The organism is uncultured Microbacterium sp. (assembly GCF_937927635.1).
Taxonomy (GTDB): domain Bacteria; phylum Actinomycetota; class Actinomycetes; order Actinomycetales; family Microbacteriaceae; genus Microbacterium.
This window is the reverse complement of sequence record NZ_CALBRW010000007.1, coordinates 21,893-42,732: the sequence shown is the minus strand read 5'-3', so window position 1 is coordinate 42,732 and position 20,840 is coordinate 21,893. Positions and strand designations below refer to the sequence as shown.

23 protein-coding genes and 1 tRNA gene are annotated in these 20,840 nt (G+C 68.2%); 7 read left to right on the top strand and 17 right to left on the bottom strand.

Going from position 1 to position 20,840, the window contains the following annotated elements:
• Window positions 1-2: 2 nt before the first annotated feature.
• Window positions 3-1,862 carry a molecular chaperone DnaK gene (gene dnaK, locus Q0568_RS01965; RefSeq protein ID WP_298861382.1) on the bottom strand — a complete coding sequence of 620 codons (1,860 nt, stop codon included), beginning with the start codon at window positions 1,860-1,862 and terminating at the stop codon, window positions 3-5.
• Between the two features lie 197 nt (window positions 1,863-2,059).
• Between dnaK and Q0568_RS01960 the strand changes: the two genes are divergently transcribed.
• Window positions 2,060-3,439 carry a nucleobase:cation symporter-2 family protein gene (locus Q0568_RS01960; RefSeq protein ID WP_298861375.1) on the top strand — a complete coding sequence of 460 codons (1,380 nt, stop codon included), beginning with the start codon at window positions 2,060-2,062 and terminating at the stop codon, window positions 3,437-3,439.
• Between the two features lies 1 nt (window position 3,440).
• Here the strand turns inward: Q0568_RS01960 and Q0568_RS01955 are convergent, their stop codons facing one another.
• Entirely contained in the window at window positions 3,441-3,902 is a 462-nt protein-coding gene (locus Q0568_RS01955) for a DUF3817 domain-containing protein (RefSeq protein WP_298861373.1), read from the bottom strand.
• A 186-nt stretch (window positions 3,903-4,088) separates the two neighbouring features.
• On the opposite strand from Q0568_RS01955, the gene Q0568_RS01950 reads away from it, so the two are divergent.
• The gene (locus Q0568_RS01950) at window positions 4,089-5,525 is read left to right on the top strand and encodes an MFS transporter (RefSeq protein ID WP_298861370.1); all 1,437 of its coding nucleotides are present in this window, start codon (window positions 4,089-4,091) and stop codon (window positions 5,523-5,525) included.
• Here the strand turns inward: Q0568_RS01950 and Q0568_RS01945 are convergent, their stop codons facing one another.
• Window positions 5,526-6,041 (bottom strand): MarR family transcriptional regulator, encoded by a 516-nt coding sequence (locus tag Q0568_RS01945; RefSeq protein WP_298861364.1) that lies wholly within the window; start codon window positions 6,039-6,041, stop codon window positions 5,526-5,528.
• Window positions 6,042-6,126: 85 nt separating this feature from the next.
• Here Q0568_RS01945 and Q0568_RS01940 point away from each other — a divergent pair, with 85 nt between their 5' ends.
• Window positions 6,127-6,891 (top strand): hypothetical protein, encoded by a 765-nt coding sequence (locus Q0568_RS01940; RefSeq protein WP_298861361.1) that lies wholly within the window; start codon window positions 6,127-6,129, stop codon window positions 6,889-6,891.
• 206 nt (window positions 6,892-7,097) lie between these two features.
• Here the strand turns inward: Q0568_RS01940 and Q0568_RS01935 are convergent, their stop codons facing one another.
• From Q0568_RS01935 to Q0568_RS01910, 6 genes are read right to left on the bottom strand one after another with little or no spacing between them, the layout of a single operon-like run.
• Entirely contained in the window at window positions 7,098-7,808 is a 711-nt protein-coding gene (locus tag Q0568_RS01935; protein WP_298861358.1) for a hypothetical protein, read from the bottom strand.
• 1 nt (window position 7,809) lies between these two features.
• Window positions 7,810-8,415, bottom strand: a complete 606-nt coding sequence (gene dcd, locus Q0568_RS01930; RefSeq protein WP_298861355.1) for a dCTP deaminase — start codon at window positions 8,413-8,415, stop codon at window positions 7,810-7,812.
• Between the two features lie 60 nt (window positions 8,416-8,475).
• Window positions 8,476-9,138, bottom strand: coding sequence for a response regulator transcription factor (locus Q0568_RS01925; RefSeq protein WP_298861353.1), 663 nt, complete (start codon window positions 9,136-9,138; stop codon window positions 8,476-8,478).
• Window positions 9,135-10,526 (bottom strand): histidine kinase, encoded by a 1,392-nt coding sequence (locus Q0568_RS01920; RefSeq protein ID WP_298861350.1) that lies wholly within the window; start codon window positions 10,524-10,526, stop codon window positions 9,135-9,137. The genes Q0568_RS01925 and Q0568_RS01920 overlap by 4 nt, the downstream gene beginning before the upstream one ends.
• A gap of 46 nt (window positions 10,527-10,572) precedes the next feature.
• On the bottom strand, window positions 10,573-11,382 hold the full coding sequence (locus Q0568_RS01915) for an ABC transporter permease (RefSeq protein WP_298861347.1): 810 nt from the start codon (window positions 11,380-11,382) through the stop codon (window positions 10,573-10,575).
• Entirely contained in the window at window positions 11,379-12,323 is a 945-nt protein-coding gene (locus Q0568_RS01910; RefSeq protein ID WP_298861344.1) for an ABC transporter ATP-binding protein, read from the bottom strand. Before Q0568_RS01910 ends, Q0568_RS01915 begins: the two co-directional genes overlap by 4 nt.
• 190 nt (window positions 12,324-12,513) lie before the next feature.
• On the opposite strand from Q0568_RS01910, the gene Q0568_RS01905 reads away from it, so the two are divergent.
• Together Q0568_RS01905 and Q0568_RS01900 are read left to right on the top strand one after the other, a co-directional pair.
• Window positions 12,514-12,587: transfer RNA gene (locus Q0568_RS01905), tRNA-Gly, on the top strand.
• Window positions 12,587-13,057, top strand: a complete 471-nt coding sequence (locus Q0568_RS01900) for an ASCH domain-containing protein (protein ID WP_298861342.1) — start codon at window positions 12,587-12,589, stop codon at window positions 13,055-13,057. The genes Q0568_RS01905 and Q0568_RS01900 overlap by 1 nt, the downstream gene beginning before the upstream one ends.
• A 26-nt stretch (window positions 13,058-13,083) precedes the next feature.
• Here the strand turns inward: Q0568_RS01900 and Q0568_RS01895 are convergent, their stop codons facing one another.
• Window positions 13,084-13,548, bottom strand: coding sequence for a LysE family translocator (locus tag Q0568_RS01895; RefSeq protein WP_298861636.1), 465 nt, complete (start codon window positions 13,546-13,548; stop codon window positions 13,084-13,086).
• 38 nt (window positions 13,549-13,586) lie between these two features.
• Here Q0568_RS01895 and Q0568_RS01890 point away from each other — a divergent pair, with 38 nt between their 5' ends.
• Window positions 13,587-14,045 (top strand): phage tail protein, encoded by a 459-nt coding sequence (locus tag Q0568_RS01890; RefSeq protein ID WP_298861339.1) that lies wholly within the window; start codon window positions 13,587-13,589, stop codon window positions 14,043-14,045.
• On the opposite strand, the gene Q0568_RS01885 is transcribed toward Q0568_RS01890, so the two are convergent.
• Entirely contained in the window at window positions 14,029-14,514 is a 486-nt protein-coding gene (locus tag Q0568_RS01885; RefSeq protein ID WP_298861336.1) for a MarR family transcriptional regulator, read from the bottom strand. The genes Q0568_RS01890 and Q0568_RS01885 overlap by 17 nt on opposite strands.
• A gap of 84 nt (window positions 14,515-14,598) precedes the next feature.
• Between Q0568_RS01885 and Q0568_RS01880 the strand changes: the two genes are divergently transcribed.
• Window positions 14,599-15,174, top strand: coding sequence for an NAD(P)-binding domain-containing protein (locus Q0568_RS01880; RefSeq protein ID WP_298861332.1), 576 nt, complete (start codon window positions 14,599-14,601; stop codon window positions 15,172-15,174).
• A 46-nt stretch (window positions 15,175-15,220) separates the two neighbouring features.
• Here the strand turns inward: Q0568_RS01880 and Q0568_RS01875 are convergent, their stop codons facing one another.
• The 6 genes from Q0568_RS01875 to Q0568_RS01850 all read right to left on the bottom strand — a co-directional run bounded on the left by Q0568_RS01875 (window position 15,221) and on the right by Q0568_RS01850 (window position 20,839).
• Window positions 15,221-15,994 (bottom strand): aspartate dehydrogenase domain-containing protein, encoded by a 774-nt coding sequence (locus Q0568_RS01875; RefSeq protein ID WP_298861329.1) that lies wholly within the window; start codon window positions 15,992-15,994, stop codon window positions 15,221-15,223.
• Window positions 15,995-16,001: 7 nt separating this feature from the next.
• Window positions 16,002-16,778, bottom strand: a complete 777-nt coding sequence (locus Q0568_RS01870) for a DeoR/GlpR family DNA-binding transcription regulator (RefSeq protein WP_298861326.1) — start codon at window positions 16,776-16,778, stop codon at window positions 16,002-16,004.
• 84 nt (window positions 16,779-16,862) lie between these two features.
• Window positions 16,863-17,609, bottom strand: coding sequence for a sulfite exporter TauE/SafE family protein (locus Q0568_RS01865; protein ID WP_298861324.1), 747 nt, complete (start codon window positions 17,607-17,609; stop codon window positions 16,863-16,865).
• Between the two features lie 25 nt (window positions 17,610-17,634).
• Entirely contained in the window at window positions 17,635-19,059 is a 1,425-nt protein-coding gene (locus tag Q0568_RS01860; RefSeq protein ID WP_298861322.1) for an NAD-dependent succinate-semialdehyde dehydrogenase, read from the bottom strand.
• A 29-nt stretch (window positions 19,060-19,088) separates the two neighbouring features.
• On the bottom strand, window positions 19,089-19,904 hold the full coding sequence (locus Q0568_RS01855) for a carbohydrate ABC transporter permease (protein WP_298861320.1): 816 nt from the start codon (window positions 19,902-19,904) through the stop codon (window positions 19,089-19,091).
• A complete protein-coding gene (locus Q0568_RS01850) occupies window positions 19,901-20,839 on the bottom strand; it encodes a carbohydrate ABC transporter permease (RefSeq protein ID WP_298861317.1) in 939 nt (312 codons plus the stop codon). Before Q0568_RS01850 ends, Q0568_RS01855 begins: the two co-directional genes overlap by 4 nt.
• Between the last annotated feature and the right edge of the window lies 1 nt (window position 20,840).

Sequence of the window (20,840 nt, the reverse complement as noted above, 5' to 3'; positions counted from 1 at the left end):
GGTTACTTGCCTTCGTCCTCGTCGTCCACGACCTCGGCGTCGACCACGTCCTCATCGGAGGCGGTGTCACCGGTGGGCGCGTCGCCCTGAGCGGCGCCGGCTGCGGCATCCGCCTGGGACTGAGCGTAGATGGCCTCGCCCAGCTTGGTCTGCGATGCGTTGAGCTTGTCGAACGCGGCCTTGACGGCGTCGTCGTCCTCGCCGGCGAGGGCCGTCTTCAGAGCGTCGACATCCGCCTGCACCTCGGTCTTGACGTCCTCGGGCAGCTTGTCCTCGTTCTCCTTGATGAGCTTCTCGATGGAGTACGACAGCGACTCGGCCTGGTTGCGCTGCTCGAGGGCCTCGGCGCGCTTCTTGTCCTCGGCGGCATTCTCCTCTGCCTCGCGCACCATGCGCTCGATGTCGTCCTTCGACAGCGACGAGCCGCCGGTGATGGTCATCGACTGCTCCTTGCCGGTGCCCTTGTCCTTGGCGGACACGTGCACGATGCCGTTGGCGTCGATGTCGAAGGTGACCTCGATCTGCGGGATGCCGCGGGGAGCCGGTGCGATGCCGGTCAGCTCGAAGGTGCCCAGCGGCTTGTTGTCGCGGGTGAACTCGCGCTCGCCCTGGAAGACCTGGATCGCGACCGACGGCTGGTTGTCGTCGGCGGTGGTGAAGGTCTCGCTGCGCTTGGTCGGGATGGCGGTGTTGCGGTCGATGAGCTTGGTCATGCGGCCGCCCTTGGTCTCGATGCCGAGACTCAGCGGGGTGACGTCGATCAGCAGCACATCCTTGCGCTCGCCCTTCAGGACGCCGGCCTGCAGGGCGGCGCCGACGGCGACGACCTCGTCGGGGTTCACGCCCTTGTTGGCGTCCTTGCCGGTCTCGCGCTTGACGAGCTCGGCGACGGCGGGCATGCGTGTGGAACCGCCGACCAGCACGATGTGGTCGATGTCGGCGACCTTGACGCCGGCCTCGCGGATGACGTCGTCGAACGGCTTCTTGGTGCGGGCCAGCAGGTCCTTGGTGAGGTCCTCGAACTTCGCGCGCGTCAAGGTCTCGGACAGGGACACCGGTCCCGACTCGGTCAGCGACAGGTACGGGAGGTTGACGCTGGTGCTGGTGGAGGAGCTGAGCTCCTTCTTGGCCTGCTCCGCAGCCTCCTTCAGGCGCTGCAGGGCGATCTTGTCACCCGAGACGTCGACGCCGGTGGAGTCCTTGAACTGCTTGATCAGGTAGTCCACGACGCGCTGGTCCCAGTCGTCGCCGCCGAGGCGGTTGTCACCGGCGGTGGCGCGCACCTGGATGGTGGAGAAGTCGTCGTCCTTGCCCACCTCGAGCAGGGACACGTCGAAGGTTCCGCCACCGAGGTCGAAGACCAGGATGAGCTCGTCCTCCTTGCCCTTGTCCAGTCCGTAGGCCAGGGCCGCGGCGGTGGGCTCGTTGATGATGCGCAGCACGTTCAGGCCGGAGATCTCGCCGGCCTCCTTGGTGGCCTGGCGCTCGGCGTCGTTGAAGTATGCGGGCACGGTGATGACGGCATCCGTCACGGTGTCGCCGAGGTAGGACTCGGCGTCGCGCTTGAGCTTCATGAGGATGCGCGCGGAGATCTCCTGCGGCGTCCACTTCTTGCCGTCCACGTCGAACGACCAGTCGGTGCCCATGTGGCGCTTGACCGACGAGATCGTGCGGTCGACGTTGGTGACGGCCTGGCGCTTGGCTGTCTCGCCGACCAGCACCTCGCCGTCCTTGGTGAATGCCACCACCGAGGGGGTGGTGCGGAAGCCCTCGGCGTTGGCGATGACCTTGGGCTCGCCGCCCTCGAGGACGCTGACGACGGAGTTGGTGGTTCCGAGGTCGATTCCGACAGCACGTGCCATGTGATTCTCCTTGTTCATGGTTGAGGAAGTCTGATTGCGGATCAGTAAACCTGAGTCGCGATGACTCAAGTGTAAACACGAGATCGGATGCTGTCAAGAAAGTTGATAGGAGACGACTCAGGTTTGCGTTCGCGAAGGTTCACCCAGTCAGAGGGATACCCTGGATTCCTCCCCTTCTCCCGCAGAAATCCGAGGGCATGAGCGCGACCGCATCCTCCACCATCCGCCCCGAAGACGCCCGGCTCGGCCTGGGCCCGAACCTCGCCTACGGCTTCCAGCACGTGCTCACCATGTACGGCGGCATCATCGCACCGCCGCTGGTGATGGGTCAGGCGGCAGGGATGTCGCAGACCGACCTGGGGATGCTGGTGGCCTGCTCCCTGTTCATGGGCGGGCTGGCCACGCTGCTGCAGACGCTCGGCATCCCGTTCTTCGGGTCCAAGCTGCCGCTGGTGCAGGGGGTCTCGTTCTCGGGCATCGCCACCATGCTCGCGATCCAGGGAGACGGCGGCATCCAGGCCGTGATGGGAGCCGTGATCGCGTCATCGGTGATCGGCATCTTCCTCGTGCCGCTGTTCGCGATGGTGCTGCGGTTCTTCCCGCCGGTCGTGACCGGCACCGTGATCACCTCGATCGGGCTCTCACTGCTACCGGTGGCCGCCGGCTGGGCGATGGGGCCGGATGCGAAGGATCCGTCGTTCGGGTCCATGGGGAACGTGGGCCTGGCCGCGGCGACCGTGGTGATCATCATCATCCTGACCAAGCTCGGCACGCCCTCGATCGCTCGTCTGAGCGTGCTGCTGTCGCTGGGGATCGGCACGGTGCTGGCGGTGTTCCTGGGCGTCGCGGACTTCTCCAGCGTGGGCGACGGGCCGATCTTCGCGCTGCCGACGCCGTTCGCGTTCGGCCTGCCGACGTTCGACGTCGCGTCGATCCTGTCGATGCTGATCGTGATCCTGGTGACCTTCACCGAGACCACCGCCGACATCCTCGCGGTCGGCGAGGTGGTGGGCACGAAGACGGATGCCAAGCGCGTCGCCGACGGTCTGCGCGCCGACATGGTGGCCAGCGCCGTCTCCCCGATCTTCAACTCGTTCACGCAGAGCGCGTTCGCGCAGAACGTCGGCCTGGTCGCGATCACCGGCGTGAAGAGCCGCTTCGTGGTGGCCACCGGCGGCGTGTTCCTGATCGTCCTCGGCGTGCTGCCGGTGCTGGGCCGCGTGATCGCCGCCGTGCCCACCCCCGTGCTGGGAGGCGTGGGCATCTTCCTGTTCGGGTCGGTGGCCGCCAGCGGCATCGCGACCCTGGCGAAGGTGGACTACCGCAACAACCTCAACCTGATGATCGTGGCGGGGTCGCTCGGCGTCGGCCTGCTGCCGCTGATGCGCCCGGACTTCTACGCGGGCTTCCCGGACTGGTTCTCGGTGATCTTCAACTCGGCGATCAGCTCGACGACTCTCACCGCGGTGCTGCTGAACATCGTCTTCAACCACTGGGTGCGCCGCTCGAAGAACGACGGCCGCAGCGAGTTCGCCGCAGCCGCCGAGCATCCGAAGGCCGTGGCCGCGGAGGACTGACTCACTTCCCGCCGGGAGGGCCGATCAGCAGCAGGATGCTGAAGATCGCGACGATCAGGACGAGGATCAGCACCGCGAGCACCCAGGGACGGTGCAGGAACCAGCGCATGGTGCGGTCGTACCAGGTGCGATCGCGCGGGTCGTCGGTCTCGGTCATGCGCCAGGCACCCTCGAGGCGCCCGGTGCGGTGCAGCCAGATCTCGACCGGGATGGTCATGTACGGCACGATCGCGCTGGCGATGGTCGTGACGGCCACGCCGACGTGCCAGCGCTGATGGAAGGCCAGCAGCACGGCCGTCGCACCATAGGAGAGGAACACGAAGCCGTGGATGCCGCCGGCGATCGTCACCACGATCGGGTTGACGCCGACGGCACGGGCGATGAGTCCGCCGATCAGCAGGGTCCACGTGATCGCCTCAGCGATCGCGAGCACGCGGAACAGTCGGGCAGGGCTGCGGAACATGCGTCTCCTCGGGTAGGACTTCCTCAACGCTAGGCGACGGCTTCCCAGGATCCGCTGGATTTCCGGCTCACAAGGCCCCTCAGAGAGGAAGATCAATCGAAAGGTGGAGATGCCCGTGCACCCTCTGAGCATCGGCCCACGGCGCGCCGTCACCCGTCGTTCACCGTGCCCGGCCAGACTTCGAGCATGAGCGACGATCACTCAGCATCCTCGGCAGAGCGGCCGATCAACACGGCCGCGATGACCGCGTTCGGCGGCGAGGGCGACGGGCCCGGGGCGCACGCCACCAAGAAGCAGGTGGTCTCGTGGGCCATGTGGGACTGGGCGCTGCAGCCGTTCAACACCGTGATCCTCACGTTCGTGTGGATCGCGCTGTATCTGACGTCACGGATGTTCCTCGACCCGACGGTGCGCGAGTCGGGCCTGATCGGCCCCGACACCTACATGAGCTGCACCGACAAGCAGTACATCGACTCCGCGTACTGTCAGGGGCTCACCGACCTGTCGGAGTGGTGGGGCTGGGCCAACTTCGCCGCCGGCATCCTGATCCTGCTGCTGGCACCCGTGCTGGGTCAGCAGGCCGACGCTCGCGGCAACAAGAAGAAGTGGGTCATCGGCGCGACCATCGCGATCGCGCTGTTCCAGTTCGCGCTGTTCTTCGTCGAGGCCGACCCGAAGTACTTCTGGTTCGGCGCGCTGGCCGTCGCGATCGGCGCGGTGGTCAGCGAGATCGGCAACGTGAGCTACTACGCGATGCTGTCCGAGGTGTCCACGCCGAAGAACGTCGGCCGCATCTCGGGGCTCGGCTGGGGCCTGGGCTACATCGGCGGCGTGGTCGCGCTGATCGTCTGCATCCCGGTGCTGTTCCTGGTCGGCCAGGACAATCCGCTCTCGTTCAAGCTGGTCGCGGTCATCTGTGCGGTGTGGACGCTGGTGTTCTCGATCCCCATGTTCCGCAACGTGCCGGAGTCGCCGGCGTATGAGACGTCGGAGAAGGTCGGCTTCCTCCGCTCGTACGTGGTGCTGTTCCACAACATCGTCAAGCTGTTCCGCACCAATCGCCCGACGTTCTGGTTCATGCTGGCGGCGGCCGTGTACCGCGACGGACTGGCCGGCGTCTTCGCGTTCGGCGCGGTGCTGGCCGCCCAGGGCTTCGGGTTCTCGTTCCTCGAGGTGATCGTCTTCGGCCTGGCGGCGAACCTGGTCGCCGGCGTGTCCACGCTGCTGGCCGGGCGGGTGGACGACGCCATCGGGCCTCGACGCCTGATCACGATCACGCTCGCGGGCCTGGTGGCGATGGCGTTCGTCGTGTTCGCGCTGCGTGACCTGGGCACGATCGTATTCTGGATCTGCGGGCTCGCGCTGTGCGCGTTCGTCGGCCCCACGCAGGCCGCCAGTCGCAGCCTGCTCACCCGCCTCACGCCCCCGGATCAGCAGGGCGAGATCTTCGGCCTGTACGCCACGACGGGCCGGGTCGCGTCGTTCCTGTCGCCGCTGGCGTGGTCGCTTTTCCTGGCCTGGTTCGGCGCCATCATCTACGGCGTCCTGGGGATCGGGCTGATCCTGCTGATCGGCCTGGTGCTGCTGCTGTTCGTGCGGTTCCCGAAGAACGTCGGGGTCTGATCAGCCCCAGTTGTCGGCGAGCTTGGTCAGCAGTCGGGCGAGTTCGGCGCTCTCCTCGTCGGTGAAGGCGGCCAGCGCCCTGCCCAGCGCTTCGCGCCGCTCGCCGCGAACGCCGCGGAACAGGCGCGCCCCCTCGTCGGTGAGGGCGATGCGCGTGCGGCGGGCGTCGTCGGGGTCGGCCTCGCGCCGCACCCAGCCGCGATCGACGCCCTGCTGCACCAGCCGCGAGGCACGCGGCTGATCCACTCCGATCGCCTCGGCGAGGCCGCTCACGCTGAGCGGCTCGGATGCCTGCGCCAGCGCCTCGACCATGCGGATCACGGCGGGTGCGCCGTGCCGCATGCCGCCGTCGGGGCCCCACGGGCCTCGCCCGCCGCGCCCGCGAGGGCCGAATGGTCCGTGCTCGTGCGGCCCGTGCTCGTGCATGGCATGCGGATGCTGGTGCTGACGTCGCCCGCGAAGCCGCGACAGCGCGGCGGCGATGGCGTCGACGGGGTTCACGGGCTCTGCGGTCATGGCTCGATTTTACATGTGACTTGACATGCATGTGTTATTCATGTCACACTGCATGCATATGCAACATGACATGCAAAGGAATCCCATGAACACCACTGACACTCATCCCTTCGGATACTGGATCACCGCGGTAGACCGCCTGATGCGCGCCGAGTTCGCCACCGTCTTCGAGGACGAGGGCATCACCCGTCGCGACTGGCGGATGCTGAACCGCCTCGACGGCACGGTTGCCGATGACCGTCCGCTGCGCGGCCCCAAGCTGCGCCGTCTCGTCGAACTCGGCTGGGTGCAGCGCACCCGCGACGGCTGGGAGCTGACGGATGCCGGCACTCTGGCCAAGCAGCGCCTGAGCACCGCCGTCGACGAGCTGCGAGCCCGCGTGGCCGGAGCCGTCTCCCCCGAGGAGTACGCCACCATGACGGCGTCTCTGGAGAAGATCGCCCGCGAGTTCGGCTGGGCCGAGGGCAAGCCCCTGCCCCGCCGCGAACGTCGCGGACACCGTCACGGCTTCGGCGGCAGGGGCCACGGACACGCCTTCGGTCGCCGCGGCCACCATGGCTTCCGTCGTGACGGCTTCGAGCGGGACCGCTTCGAGCGGGACGGCTTCGAGCGGGACGGCTTCGAGCGGGACCGCGGATATGGCCTTCACGGCGACCACGGCCACGAAGGCCACCGCGATCACGGCTTCCACGACCACGGACGCCGACCCGGCGCTGACCCCCGCCTCGGCGACCGCTTCGGCGAGCGCGGCGACGGTCACCGCGACTTCGGCCCGCATGCCCGCCGCGGCCACGGCTTCCATCGCCACATGACCCCCACGACGCACGTCCACATCCACACGCACGGCTGAGCCGCCCGTGTTCACCCGCGAAAAGCATCCGGCCCCCTCGGTCCGGATGCTTTTCGCTGTTCCAGCGCGCCCCGCACCAGCGCTTTCCGTCTGGCCCGCGTCACCCAGACGGAAAGCGCCCGACAACCGGCCTCCCCACCAGCGGATACCATCCGACTCACGGCTCCCGCCCCGACCGGATCACTCTTCCCCTCGGCCGAGAGCTCTCAGACGCGCAGGCCGAGCACCGGCACCACGGCAGCGGCGAACGGGGTGCTGCCATTGCCCAGCAGCACAGCGATGGTGACGATCGCGCCCACCAGCAGCGCCAGCAGGAACAGATAGATCACGACGGTCGCCGCGCGGTAGCCGCCGGAGGTCGCGCCGGTCGCCGGCGGGACGACGTCCGGATCGGGTTCCGGTGCCGTCAGGTTCGGATCGGATGCCGGTGCAGCGGCCTGCCCTGGCGCGGTCGAACCAGCGGATGCCGCGCGAAGGGCCGCGCGCGTGGTGTGCGGGCGGTCCAGGTCGGCGCTCCAGTTCGACCGGTTCCCCGACCGCGACTTCAAGCCCGGCTTGGGCTTCGGCAGCAGGTCGTCCAGCCCCTCGGGCGCCGGCGGGATGATCGGATCCGGGATGACGGGCTCGGCGTACAGCGACGCGGGGATCTCGGCATCCGGGATCTCCGGCTCGGGGAGGTCGGCGTCAGCAGCGTCGGCATCCGGAATCTCGGCATCGGGGATCTCGAGCTCCGGAACGTCGAGGTCGGGGACGTCGGCATCCGGAGTCTGCGGATCGGGACCATCGCCGCGGGCAGGGTCGCCACCGAGAGCGTCACCATCGGGAACGTCACCATCGGGAGCGGCGTCCGGGGTTCCCGCGTGTCCGGCATCCGGAACCTCGGGAATCTCCTGCGCGCCCTCGTCGGGATCAGCCATGTCAGCCTCCGATCGCTCCTGCGTCTGTCGTGCTCACATCGATGCGGTGGAAGTTCAGGTACGAGCGGGATGCCGTGGGGCCCCGCTGCCCCTGATAGCGGTTGCCGTACGCGCCGGAGCCGTAGGCGTGCTCAGCCGGCGAGGTCAGCCGGAAGAAGCAGAATTGGCCGATCTTCATGCCCGGCCACAGCTTGATCGGCAGGGTCGCGACGTTGGCGAGCTCCAGCGTGACGTGCCCGGTGAAGCCGGGGTCGACGAAGCCGGCCGTGGAGTGCGTGATCAGCCCCAGACGGCCCAGCGACGACTTGCCCTCCAGGCGCGCGGCGATGTCGTCGGGCAGCGACACCTGCTCGAAGGTGGCGCCCAGCGCGAACTCTCCGGGGTGCAGGATGAACGGCTCGTCGGGCGCCACCTCGATGAGCCTGGTCAGCTCGGGCTGCTCGACCGACGGGTCGATGAACGGGTACTTGTGGTTGTCGAACAGCCGGAAGTACCGGTCCAGCCGCACGTCCACGCTGGAGGGCTGCACCATCTCCTCGTCGTACGGGGACAGCCCGATGCGGCCCGATGCGAGTTCTGCCTTGATGTCGCGGTCGCTGAGAAGCACGTCTTCAGCGTAACGGTGCGGATGCCGGAGCGCGGGGGTGTGTCCCACTGCGGCCGATGGTCAGGCCAGCCCCCACTCGTACGCGAGGATCACGACGTGCACGCGATCGCGGGCGCCGAGCTTCTGCAGCACCCGGCCGACGTGCGTCTTCACGGTCGACTCGCTGAGGAACAGCTGCTGGGCGATCTCGGTGTTGCTGAGCCCCTGCGCAATGGCGCCGAACACATCGCGTTCGCGATCGGTCAGCTCTGCCAGCGGATCGGATGCCCGCGCCGCGGGCCTCGGCTCGTCGAGGTGCGGTGCCAGATGATCCAACAGCGCCCTGGTGGCACGGGGTGCGAGCGCACCGTCGCCGCGATGCACGGCCCGCACGGCGGAGATGAGCTCGGCGCGCTGGGCGTCCTTCAGCAGAAAGCCGCTGGCACCCGCGCGGATGGCGCCGAACGCGTACTCGTCCAGGTCGAAGGTGGTCAGCACGAGCACGCGCACATCCGGATGCCGACGTACGATCTGCGCGGTGGCGGCGATGCCGTCCATACCGGGCATCCGCACGTCCATGAGGACGACGTCGGGATGCTGCGTGGCGACCTGGGCGATGGCATCCGCCCCATCACCGGCCTCGCCGACCACCTCGATGTCGTCCTCGGCGTCGAGCACCAGTCGGAAGCCGATGCGGATCAGCTGCTGGTCATCGACCAGCAGCACGCGGATGGGGTCTGTCATGTGTGTCCCTCCTCCGCTCGCCCCGCCAGAATGTCTGCGCCGCCGCCCTCCCGATCGCCGCCCCTGCTGGCCGCCTTCGCCCCTGCTGAGTTTCGTCCACCAGCAGGGGCGGGGGCGCTGAGCGGGGGCGGCGACGCCGCCACTTCGGATGCCTGGGTCGCTGAGCCCGCCGAAGCGTGCGGCAGCTCGGCGCGCAGCATCCATCTGCCGTTCCCGGCCGGGGCCGACACCAGCACCCCGCCCAGCAGCGAGGCCCGCTCGGCGAGGCCGCGCAGCCCGAAGCCACCCTCCGCGGCGGCATCCGGTGCCCCGTCGTTGACGATCTCGATGATCAGCGGCGACGCGTCGTAGTCGATGCGCACGTCGATGCCGTGGGTGGTGGGCGCGTGACGGATTGCGTTGGTGACGCCCTCCTGCACGATGCGGCCGACGGCGAACCGCAGCGCGGGCGCAGCATCCGGCTCCCCACGCACGGCGAGGGATGCTCGGAAGCCGGCGCGCTGAGCGGTCTGGACCGTGGCCGCAGGGCTGGTGGGCTCCAGCGGCGCGAGCGGGGCATCCGCATCGCCGTCGCGGAGCACACCCAGCATCGAGCGCATCTCAGTCAGCGCGTTGCGCGCGGTGGCGGCTGCGGCCATCGACGCGTCGCGGGCGCGATCCCGGTCGTCGGTCGCGGCGGCGCCCTCGGAGAGCGCCACGACGACGGTCAGCGAGTGCGAGACGATGTCGTGCATCTCGCGGGCGATGCGGTCGCGCTCGGCGGCGGCGGCCAGCTGCGCCTGCTGATCGCGCTCCACCAGCAGCTGGCGGGAGCGGTCGATGATGGCCTCGACATAGCGCTTGCGGTTGCCGACGTTGATGCCGATGAGGGCGGCGATCAGACCGGGGATCGCGATGGCCAACAGGATGTTCATCGCGGTGCCGAGAGTGATCCCGCCGGCGCCGAACCAGGCGAACGCCAGGCTGCCGGGGATCAGGACTCCGGCGCCGAGCCCGATCCAGCTCGCACGCATCGAGCGGTACACGGCCAGCGCATATATGGCCAGGCTGAGGATCGGCAGTCCTGAGGACCGCATGAACAGCATCACGGTGACATCGGCGAGGATGCCGGCGGCGAGCACGAGCACCGGCCACCGACGCCGCCAGACCATCAGCACGCAGCCGCCGAGCACGATCAGCAGCATCACCGTCATCGCCCCGAACGAGGGCTTCGGCGCGCCCGGCTCGGGGATCGTGCTGGTGCCGACCGAGACGAGCAGGCAGAAGAACGCGATGAGGATGTCCGCGAACAGCGGATGCCGTGCCCAGAACCGCCGGATCACACCGGGCGGACGCGGCAGCCGCAGCTCCTCGTCCCGGAGGACGGCGGAGCTGCGGCTGGTCGTCATGCTGTCGAGCCTACTTATGGGTCCCTGAGCCCGTCGCTTGCCCGGGTCACACATCCCGCGCGCGCAGCACGGCCCACGAGCCGAGCAGTGCCACGGCCGGCCAGGCGGCCAGCACGCCCCAGGATGCCGGGCCGTTGAGGGCGCCGCCGTCGGAGGGCAGGATCACGTCGGGTGCGGCGGAGGTGGGCAGGTAGTCCACCATCGAGAGCACCCAGGGCAGGTCGTGCAGCCACATGCCCAGCAGCTGCAGGATGATCGGCAGCACGAACATGATGCCGACGGTCACCGCGATGGCCCCGGCGCCGGAGCGCACCAGGAATCCGATGCCCACGCCCAGCAGCGCGAACAGCGCCATGACAGCCGAGGCTGCCAGGATCGGCAGGATCGTCTTCGCCGGATCGGCCCAGTCCACGGCGATGTCCTTCGCGGCGGCGATGGGGCTGATCCCGATCGCGGCGACGGTGAAGACGACCAGCGAGACGACGAACATGAACGCGGCCATCACCACGGCCTTGGCCGCCAGCACCGAGCCGCGCACCGGGTCGGCGGTGAACGTGGAGCGCACCATGCCTGTGGAGTACTCGCCGGTCACCGAGATCACCCCGAGGATGCCGGCGATCAGCATGGTCAGCTGAACGGGCATGAGCACGGCCATCATGATGTTGTCGACCGGACCGGACATCGCCGAGGTCACGGCGAACGCGATCGCCACCGTGATGACCGCGACGATCCCGACCGACCACCAGGTGCCGCGCACGGTGGTGAGCTTGATCCACTCGCTGCGCAGCTGGCGCACGAAGGTCAGGTTGCGGGCGGGTGAGGGGACGTGGGTGGCTCGCGCCTGGATGGCGGTCATGCGAGTGCTCCTTCCAGCGCGGCATCCGTCTGCGGGACGGCGCGGGTGCGGTATTCGACGGAATCGCCGGTGAGGGCCAGGTAGGCATCCTCCAGCGATCCGCTGGTGGGGGTGAGCTCGTGCACGGCGATGCCGCGTTCGGCGGCGATGTCGCCGATGCGGGATGCGGGCAGCCCGGTCACGTCGAGCGTGAACTGATCGGTGGTGACGACCTCCACGTCGCGGCCGGCGACGGCATCCGCCAGTTCCGCGGCGCGCGGGCTGCGCACGTGCACGCGGGCGGTGGTCCACTGCCGCACCAGGTCGCTGAGCGGCGCGTCGGCGAGGATGCGGCCGCGCCCCAGCACGATCACGTGGTCGGCGGTCTGCGACATCTCGCTCATCAGGTGGCTGCTGAGCAGGACGGTGCGGCCCTCGGATGCCGCGTGGCGGACGAACTCGCGCACCCAGCGCACGCCCTCGGGGTCGAGGCCGTTGACGGGCTCATCGAGGATGAGCGTGTGCGGGTCGCCGAGCAGGGCGGCCGCGATGCCGAGGCGCTGGCCCATGCCGAGCGAGAAGCCGCCGGCGCGCTTGCGGGCGACGGAGCCGATGCCGGTGATGTCGATCACCTCGTCGACGCGGGAGTTCGGGATGCCGTGCGTGGCAGCCATGGCACGCAGATGGTTGCGTGCGCTTCGTCCGGTGTGCACCGCCTTCGCGTCCAGGAGCGCGCCGACCTCGGTGAGCGGCGAGGTCAGCTGCCAGTAGTCCTTGCCGTTGATGGTGACGCCGCCGGTCGTCGGACGGTCCAGGCCGACGATCATGCGCATCGTGGTGGACTTGCCGGCGCCGTTGGGTCCGAGGAACCCCGTAACGCTCCCGGGGCGCACCGTGAACGAGATCCCGTCCACGGCGACCTTGTCTCCGTACCTCTTGCCGAGGCCCTCTGCTGTGATCATGCCTACGACGCTATTTCGCCGGATGCCGCCGGCGCGTCCGCCCGCAGGATGAACCTGCGCGGGCCCGGTGGCACTTTGGTGCCATGCTCGGCCTGGTACCGGGTTCTCACCGGTCGTTGAGCGAGCGAAGCGAGACGAAACGGCAAGCCCCCGACCTTTGTTATGCTTGCCAGGCGCCTTCAGGCGCAGCGGGGCTGTAGTTCAATGGCAGAACTTCTGCTTCCCAAGCAGACAGCGCGGGTTCGATTCCCGTCAGCCCCTCCATGATCACCGCAACGCAAGAGACGCTCGTCGCGTTCTGGTCCGAGTTGCGCAGCCGGATGCCATCGCTGCCTGACGCCGTGCCCGAGGCGTGGGCGTTCGGCGCGACCCCCGAGCACGCCGATGGGCTGCTCGATCTCGTCCTGTCGGGCACCAAGACGGGTACGGCATCCTCCATGTGGGACTACGAAGCGTCCGGCGAGGCGCTGCCGCAGGTCGGCGATCTGAGCATCATCCTCGACGGCGCCGGTTCGCCGCGCGCGGTGATCCGCACCACCTCGCTGCGCACCATGCCGTTCGACGAGGTCGACGCCGAGCACGCGCACGCCGAGGGCGAGGGCGATCGATCGCTGGACGCCTGGCGCGAGATCCACGAGAGGTTCTGGCGCAACCACTCCGAGAGCCCCCGCGGATGGGCGCCGGACATGCCGGTGCTCTGCGAGCGGTTCGAACTCGTCCACCCGGTCGGCTGACCCATCCGAACGGCGCCTTCGGCTGGTCAGCGCGGGAACGCGGCCAGCTTCACGCCGAAGCCGATCAGCACCACGCCGGTGATCCGATCGATCACGCGCACCGCGCGCGGGGTGCGCAACCATCGCGACACGGCTGCGGTGGCGACGATGATCAGGGTGAACCAGACGATCGACAGCAGCGCGTGCACCGCGGCGAGCGCCACGCCCATCAGCGCCGGCGAGGTGCCGTGCGGGATGAACTGCGGGATCGTGGCCAGGTAGAACACGCCCACCTTCGGGTTGAGCAGGTTGGTCCCGAAGCCGGTGAGCCATGCTCGGCCGAGGGAATCGGATGCCCGGGAGACAGGCAGCCCGTGGCCACCGGCATCCGCTCCCCGGCGGAACGACTTCCAGATCAGCGACCCGCCCTGCCAGACCATGTAGGCGGCTCCGGCCAGCGTCAGCACGCGATAGGCGATCTCGGATGCCGCCAGCAGGGCCGACGCTCCGATCCTAGTTCGGCGCGCCTCGCCGGTATAGCGTGATCCCCATGTCGTACGTCGTCGATTTCACCACCGTCTCCACCGTGGGCCTGGAGTCCTCGCCCGTCGCCGAGGCTCTCGCCGGCCTGCGCGCGAATGAGGCGCGGTACTTCCACAACAAGTACGACATCGACTTCACCACCGAGCCCGCAGCGGGCACCGACACGCTGGCCTGGGTCACGAGGATCCTCAAGGACGAGCGCGGCATCGTCATCGCCTCCCCCGCGCTCGAGGTCGCCGAGCCGCCGGTTCCCGGCATCCGCTGGGCGTACGTCTTCTACGAATCGGGCCTGGCGATCAACGTGCTCTACGAACTGGCCGAAGGCGGCAAGCACGCGGTCGGCTTCAAGCTGTCCGACGGCATGGAGGTGCCCGACGAGCTCGGCGCCTTCAAGTTCGCACGCCAGAAGTCCAAGCTGGCGGGCACCATCCGGGGCTCGTACTTCGTGATCAAGGGCGAGTACTGACCCCGCCCGAATCCTCCAGCGACTCCAGCCGCGCGTTGAGCTTCTCCGCGATGACGGCGAGCTGAGCCGCCTCGTCGGAGCTCAGCACCGCGAGCAGCGGATCCCGCACGGTGCGCATCTGCCGCGGCGCCGCGTGACGCACCGTCGCGACGCCCGCGGGCGTGAGCACGGCATCCCACGACTTCCCCCGCACCTCGCTGTCGACCCGCTGCAGCAGCCCCAGCGACTCGAGGCGCTTGATCGCATGGCTCAGCCGGCTGGGCGAGAACCGCAGGTCCCGAGCCAGGCGCTTCAGGCGGATGCGGTGCTCCGGCGCGTCGTACAACAGCGCCAGCACGGTGTACAGGCCGTGCGGCAGTCCGGCATCCGCACGCGTCGACCGGTCCAGCGTGGCCTGCAGCAGGTGGGACAGCATGACGAGCGACCTGTAGGCACGCTTATCGACGTCGGAGGGAGGATGAGTCGACATGTTCTCAGGCTAGCGGGAATATCCCGAGTGACTTGAACATTGAAGTCACTGAGGGCATTCGGCCCGTACAGACAGGAGCAGCACATGACCACGGTCACGATCTTCGGCAACGGCAACATGGGGCAGGCGATCGCGGGTGTTCTCGCCCGCGGCGGCGCCGACATCCAGCACATCGCCAAGGACACCACCGCCACCATCGAGGGAGACATCGTCGTCCTCGCCGTCCCGCACGCCGCGCTCGCGCAGATCGCGGCCGACTACGCCGACCAGCTGACCGGGCGCACCGTCGTGGACATCACGAACCCGGTGAACTTCGAGACGTTCGACAGCCTTGTCGTCCCGGTGGGAAGCAGTGCGGCCGCCGAGCTCGCCGCAGCGCTCCCGGGCGCCAAGGTGCTGAAGGCCTTCAACACCACCTTCGCCGCCACACTCGCCTCCGGCAAGGTCGGCGGGCAGACGACCACCACCGTTCTGATCGCCGGTGACGACACCGACGCCAAGACTCAGCTCGCCGGCCTGATCACCGCCGCGGGCCTGGGCGCCATCGATGCCGGCAGCCTCGCCCGCGCCCACGAGCTCGAGGCCCTCGGCTTCCTGCAGCTCTCGCTCGCTGTCTCCGAGAAGGTCTCCTGGACCGCCGGTTTCGGCGTAATCGCCTGACCGCACGGATTCTCGGGAGCACAGCCGCCCACAGCACGGCACCCGCTCAGAGGAACGCGGCACCCTCCGCGTCGAACCCGCGCAGCCGCGCGTAGTCGTCGAGCGAGCGCAGAGCGGCCCACGCCACCACGGCGCTGGACCGCGGGCGCTCGCTCGACGGCGTGTTGACGACCACCGCGCGCACCTCGCCGAGCTCGCCCACAGCGTGGATCTCGTGCCGGGTCTGCACCGCGTCGGGATCGGCGATCACACGCGCGGTGGCGAAGTCCCAGGCATCCGCGGCGAGCGCGAGAGACGCCGCGACGTTGGCGGATGCCGGGAACCGCCGCGCGACGTCTCCTGCGGGCCCGTCGGCCAGCAGCAGCTCCGTGGTGCGGGTGCGCAGGTCGTCCTTCAGCCCGTCGGGCATCCACGACTGGATGAGGGATGCCGGCAGCTTGCGGCTCTCTATCGACACCTCGCTCAGCGGTCCTGCGGCTCGCAGCGCACGCACCTGGTCCAGCCCGCCGATGGCGCCCGTGCAGGCGATCAGCCTCCCCCTGTTCCCCTCGAGCAGTCGAGAGCGCAGCCCGGGATCGGCGAGCGCCCCGACGGAGAGCAGGATGACGTCGACGCCGGCCTCCAGCAGGCCCGGCACGCGCTCGCGCACGGCCTGCTGCGTGGCCGCCTCGACGATCACGTCGACATCCGCGTGATCCGGCAGGACATCGTCCCGCCCGTATGACCCGACCACCTCGTAGGACCGCGAGGCCTCCACGGCCCTGCGCAGCACCCCGTTGATGTGCCCGTCACCGAGGAATCCCACCCGCAGAGCAGTCAATAGATCCTCACTCATCGGTGACGATGACTTGAACGTTCGCCTCTGCGAGCGCGGCCGCGATCGAATCCGGTGGTAGCCGATCCGTCACCAGCACGTCGATGTCCCCGAAGTCGCCCAGACGCACGAGATCGCTGCGTCCCATCTTGCTGGAGGCGGCGACCAGGACGACTCGATCGGAGGCCGCCATGATCGCGCGCTTCGTTGAGAGCTCAAGATTCCGCTCGATGTAGAGGCCGTTCTGGTCCACACCCGCTATCCCGATGAACGCCGTCTCCGCGCGAAGTTCCCGGAGGTTGGCGATCGCGAGGTATCCCACGAACGCCTGACTGTCGTGCAGGAGCTGGCCGCCCAGCGAGATTGTCGTGGCATCCGGCAACTGCAGCGCGATCTGCGCAACCGGGACCGAGTGCGTAATCAGCGTTCCCGCGAATGCCGCAGGCAGTGCACGCGCAACGCTGTACGCAGTGGTGCCGGCATCGATGAAGACACGTTCATGAGGCCCGATGATCTCCACACACGCCGCGGCGATGCGGTGCTTGGCGTCGCTGTCGTTGTTGGCGCGCGCCGCGAAACCTACGCCGTGCATGGTGTCGTGCGGGAGCATGAGGCCACCGTGCACGGAGCGAGCGATCCCCTGCTGCTCGAGCCGTCGGGCGTCGCGCCGGATCGTCATGTCCGACACCTGATATTTCTCGGCGAGGGCAGTCGTCGAGACGAAACCGCGCTCCTTAAGGTCCTGCACGATCGCGCGCTGGCGCGACGTCAAAGCGTCATTGCTTGCCATGTTCACCTGCCTCCACACCGACCCGCCGGCGCCGTGCGCGCCTCGCCTGCTTACAACATAGGTGCCTGACGGCCCCGAGCGGACTCACAACGCCCCCAACTCCAGCAGTCCCTTGATGATGATGACAGCGGCACCCGCGAAGGCCAGGACGATGACCATCGCCCGGGCTGCCCGCGGCTTCACGACCCGTGCGAGGAGCTGTCCGGCCACGATACCCAGAGCGAGCGCCGCTCCGCACGCCGTCCAGTCTGCCCATGTCAGCTGCGGCAATGCTCCCTTGAACACGAGCGACGTGATCGCCAGAGCGCAGAAGTACGGCTGCACCGTCACGGCGAAGGCTGGTTGCGGCCATCGGATCGCGATCGCATATGCTGAAATCGCGGGTCCTCCCACTCCCGCCGATGCGCTCATGAACCCCGAGATGCCACCTGCCAGCACCGCCCCTCCCCGGCCCATCACCCGCACGTTACTCACAGCGAAGAAGCTCCCCGCCAGGGTGAGCACGACCAATCCTCCTACGACGATCGAGAGGATCGCCGAGGGTACCAGCCGTGCCACCAGCGCGCCGGGAAGGGCCATGACGACCGCCGGGACCAGAAGCTGTCCGACCCGCCGGTATTCGACTCGCCGCCACTCTGTCAAGAACAGCGTGAACGCAGTCACGGCGCCGAGCAGATTGATCAGCACAACGCCTTCGAACGGACCGAGCAGCGCCACCAGGAATGGCGAAGCTACCAAGGCGAAGCCCATACCGGAGATTCGCTGCGTCGTAGCGCCGAGGAACACTGCGCCTCCCAGCGCTAGATGCGCAAGCCAGCCGGTCACCGCCACGGCTGGCCCTGGCCAGTCAGCATGATCACAACCGCCATGCAAGGTACTTCGGCTCAGTGAACTCCTCGAGTCCGATCGTCGATCCCTCGCGTCCCAGTCCCGACTGCTTCACTCCGCCCATGGGTGCGAATGCCACGGATGGCAGGGGATCATTGATTCCGACAATGCCGGCCTGAAGCCTCTCCGCCACGCGCCAGCATCGCGACGCGTCTTTAGAGAAGACGTAGGCTGCCAGTCCCATCTCCGTTCCGTTGGCGCGCGCGATCGCCTCATCCTCAGTGCGGAACGGGAAGACACCCGCAACAGGTCCGAAGACCTCCTCCCGTGCCATACGAGCGTCGTCTGGAACGTGCGTGAACAGCGCCGGCTTTGCGAAGGTCCCGCCCGAAGGAACCTCGCGAGGCGCAGTGGCCTCATGGGCCCCCCGCGCAAGGGCATCCGCCACGATCTCGTTCACTGCGAGCACGCCCTTCGCGTCGATCATCGGCCCGAGATCCGGCACCGGATCGGCGAGGCCGTCTCCAATGGTCAGCGCGTCGAGCCGTGCCGCGAGCTTGGCCACGAACTCGTCATGGACGTCCTCGTGCACGATGAAGCGGTTGGCCGCCACACAGGACTGTCCAGTGTTGCGCGTCTTCGCCAGCAGTGCCGCCTCCACGGCTTCGTCGACATCCGCGTCGTCGAAGACCACGAACCCCGCGTCGCCGCCCAGTTCGAGCATCGGCCGCACCACTCTCTCAGCCGCCTTGGCCATGATCGCGCGCCCCACCGCCGTCGATCCTGTGAAGGTGACCACCCGCACAGCCGGATGCTCGAGGAGGGCGTCCGTGATCTCGCGTGACGGCCCGTGGACGAGCCCGAGCACCCCCGCAGGCACTCCCGCATCCGTGAACGCGCGGATCATCTCGGTCACCGCCAACGGTGCCCGTTCGGACGCGCGCACGACGACGGGGCACCCCGCGGCGAGCGCCGGCGCCAGCTTGCGCGCCTGCAGCGAGCAGGGGAAGTTCCACGACGTCAGGCTGACGACCACGCCTGCGGCGCTGCGGATGCTGAGATGCCGGCGCGCCGGATCCTCCTGCGCGTACACGCTGCCCTGGGGTCGGCGGACCTCCTCGGCGAACCAGCGTACGTACTCGGCCGAGAACGTCAACTCGCCCACTGCCTCTGGGAGGCGCTTACCCGCCTCCGCCGCGAGCATGCGCGCGATCCCGTCACGTCGCTCGGCGAGCAGATCGGCCGCCCGCAGCAGGATGTCGGCGCGCGCCCGCCCTGGCATCCCCGCCCAGGACTCGAACGCCGCGGCCGCGGCATCCGCCGCCCGGCGGGCGTCGTCCGCGGTCCCCCAGCACACGCTTCCCACCACTTCTCCGGTCCCCGGCGAGGTGACCTCGCGACGACGCTCTAGCGCCGTCCAGACGCCGTCGATGAGGGTGGTCCTGGTATCCATGTGTTCTCCTTCTCCGGCATACGCCGATGTCAGCCCTTGACGGCCCCGCTGGTCATGCCCGCCACGAAGTACCGCTGCAGGAACACGTACGCGATCACGATCGGCACGGATGCCAGCACCACGCCGGCGAACAGCACCGGATAGTTCGTGAGGTACTCGCCCTGGAAGCGCAGCAGCGCCAGAGGCAGGGTCACTTTCGAATCTGAGGAGATGAACATCAACGGATAGAGCAGCTCGTTCCAGTGCATGACGAACAGGAACGTCGCGGTTGCCGCGAGCGAGGGCGCCGAGAGCGGCATCGCGATGGAAACGTAGGTGCGCCACGCACCCGATCCGTCGATCTCGGCGGCCTCGTACAGTCCGGTCGGCAGGGTCTTCATGAAGCCGCCAAGGATGAACACCGCCACGGGCAGCGTCATCACGATGTTGATGAGGATCAGGCCGAACTGGCTGTCGAGCAGACCCAGCTGCCCGAACTGCACGTACTGCGGGATCATGTTCGCCTGCGTCGGCACCGACATCCCGACCACGAAGACACCGAGCAGCACGACGCCCTTCCACCCCGGGATCCGCGAGATGCCGTACGCCGCCAGAGACGCCAGGAACAGGGTCAGCACTACCGAGCACACCGTGATCACGGCGCTGTTGGCGAAGGCGGTGGCCAGGTTCCCGCCGGTGAGCACCTCGTGATAGTTGTCCAGGCTCGGCTTCGGCGGGAATCCGAACGAGTTCGCGAAGAGCTCGCTGGTGGTCTTGAAGCTCCCGGAGAAGACGACGATCAGGGGGATGGCGATGAGCAGTGCATAGATGGTGAGCACGACACCGCGCGAGAGCTTTCCGATCATGATTCGCCCCTCTGGATGAGTCGGAGGAACCGGCGCAGCACGAACACGGCCACGAGGATGAAGATGATGAACAGCACCGACTCGGCCGCGGCGTACCCGAACTGAGAGTTCGCGAAAGTGGAGTAGATACGGGTCGACAGGATGTCCAGCGCCCTGCTCGGCGGGTTCCCCGAGATGCTGAGCACCACGTCGAACGCCTTGAAGGACTGGATGGTCGTGTAAGCGACCACGATCGACATCGCGGGCGCGATAAGCGGCCAGGTGATCGAGGTGAACCGCTTCCACGGGCCCGCCCCGTCGACCTCGGCCGCCTCGTAGAGCTCCGCCGGGATGGCCTGCAGGCCTGCGACGAAGATCACGATCATCATGCCGGCGTGGAACCAGATCTGGGTCACCGCCAGCCAGTAGATCGCGGTCGTTGCATCGCCGAGGAAGCCAGGCCCCTGCACCCCGACCGATCCCAGGATGCTGTTGATCACGCCGTAGTTGGGGTCGTAGACGAACTTCCAGATGAACCCGACCGAGACCGAGGACAGGATCGTCGGGAAGAAGTACAGCGCGCGCAGGAACACGTTCGTCTTCGTGTTCTTCATCAGGAGCACGGCCATGGTCAGTGCCACCGCCGTCTGGCCGACCACCACGACGCCCATGAACTTCATGTTGTTCGTCAGCGCGTTGGTGAACAGGGTGTCACCGGTGAGGGCCCGGCCGAAGTTCTTCAATCCGACGTAGTCGAACGCCGCGCTGTAGCCGTCCCAGTTCGTGATCGAGTACTGGAAGGTCTGCAGCGTCGGGATGATGAAGAACGCGACGTAGATGATCAGCGCGGGCACCGGGAAGAGGTACAGCGCTGGCGCTGTCCTCCTCCCGGCGCGCCGCACGCCGACCCGCCGCTTCTTCGCCGTCGCCGTGACGATGAGCTCGGTCGTGGTCACG

What these genes read in the sequence shown, in the direction of transcription:
- dnaK (WP_298861382.1), bottom strand. Translation starts at nt 1,862, where the DNA reads ATGGCACGTGCTGTCGGAATCGACCTCGGAACCACCAACTCCGTCGTC.
- Q0568_RS01960 (WP_298861375.1), top strand. Translation starts at nt 2,060, where the DNA reads ATGAGCGCGACCGCATCCTCCACCATCCGCCCCGAAGACGCCCGGCTC.
- Q0568_RS01955 (WP_298861373.1), bottom strand. Translation starts at nt 3,902, where the DNA reads ATGTTCCGCAGCCCTGCCCGACTGTTCCGCGTGCTCGCGATCGCTGAG.
- Q0568_RS01950 (WP_298861370.1), top strand. Translation starts at nt 4,089, where the DNA reads ATGAGCGACGATCACTCAGCATCCTCGGCAGAGCGGCCGATCAACACG.
- Q0568_RS01945 (WP_298861364.1), bottom strand. Translation starts at nt 6,041, where the DNA reads ATGACCGCAGAGCCCGTGAACCCCGTCGACGCCATCGCCGCCGCGCTG.
- Q0568_RS01940 (WP_298861361.1), top strand. Translation starts at nt 6,127, where the DNA reads ATGAACACCACTGACACTCATCCCTTCGGATACTGGATCACCGCGGTA.
- Q0568_RS01935 (WP_298861358.1), bottom strand. Translation starts at nt 7,808, where the DNA reads ATGGCTGATCCCGACGAGGGCGCGCAGGAGATTCCCGAGGTTCCGGAT.
- Q0568_RS01925 (WP_298861353.1), bottom strand. Translation starts at nt 9,138, where the DNA reads ATGACAGACCCCATCCGCGTGCTGCTGGTCGATGACCAGCAGCTGATC.
- Q0568_RS01920 (WP_298861350.1), bottom strand. Translation starts at nt 10,526, where the DNA reads ATGACGACCAGCCGCAGCTCCGCCGTCCTCCGGGACGAGGAGCTGCGG.
- Q0568_RS01915 (WP_298861347.1), bottom strand. Translation starts at nt 11,382, where the DNA reads ATGACCGCCATCCAGGCGCGAGCCACCCACGTCCCCTCACCCGCCCGC.
- Q0568_RS01910 (WP_298861344.1), bottom strand. Translation starts at nt 12,323, where the DNA reads ATGATCACAGCAGAGGGCCTCGGCAAGAGGTACGGAGACAAGGTCGCC.
- Q0568_RS01900 (WP_298861342.1), top strand. Translation starts at nt 12,587, where the DNA reads ATGATCACCGCAACGCAAGAGACGCTCGTCGCGTTCTGGTCCGAGTTG.
- Q0568_RS01890 (WP_298861339.1), top strand. Translation starts at nt 13,587, where the DNA reads ATGTCGTACGTCGTCGATTTCACCACCGTCTCCACCGTGGGCCTGGAG.
- Q0568_RS01885 (WP_298861336.1), bottom strand. Translation starts at nt 14,514, where the DNA reads ATGTCGACTCATCCTCCCTCCGACGTCGATAAGCGTGCCTACAGGTCG.
- Q0568_RS01880 (WP_298861332.1), top strand. Translation starts at nt 14,599, where the DNA reads ATGACCACGGTCACGATCTTCGGCAACGGCAACATGGGGCAGGCGATC.
- Q0568_RS01870 (WP_298861326.1), bottom strand. Translation starts at nt 16,778, where the DNA reads ATGGCAAGCAATGACGCTTTGACGTCGCGCCAGCGCGCGATCGTGCAG.
- Q0568_RS01860 (WP_298861322.1), bottom strand. Translation starts at nt 19,059, where the DNA reads ATGGATACCAGGACCACCCTCATCGACGGCGTCTGGACGGCGCTAGAG.
- Q0568_RS01855 (WP_298861320.1), bottom strand. Translation starts at nt 19,904, where the DNA reads ATGATCGGAAAGCTCTCGCGCGGTGTCGTGCTCACCATCTATGCACTG.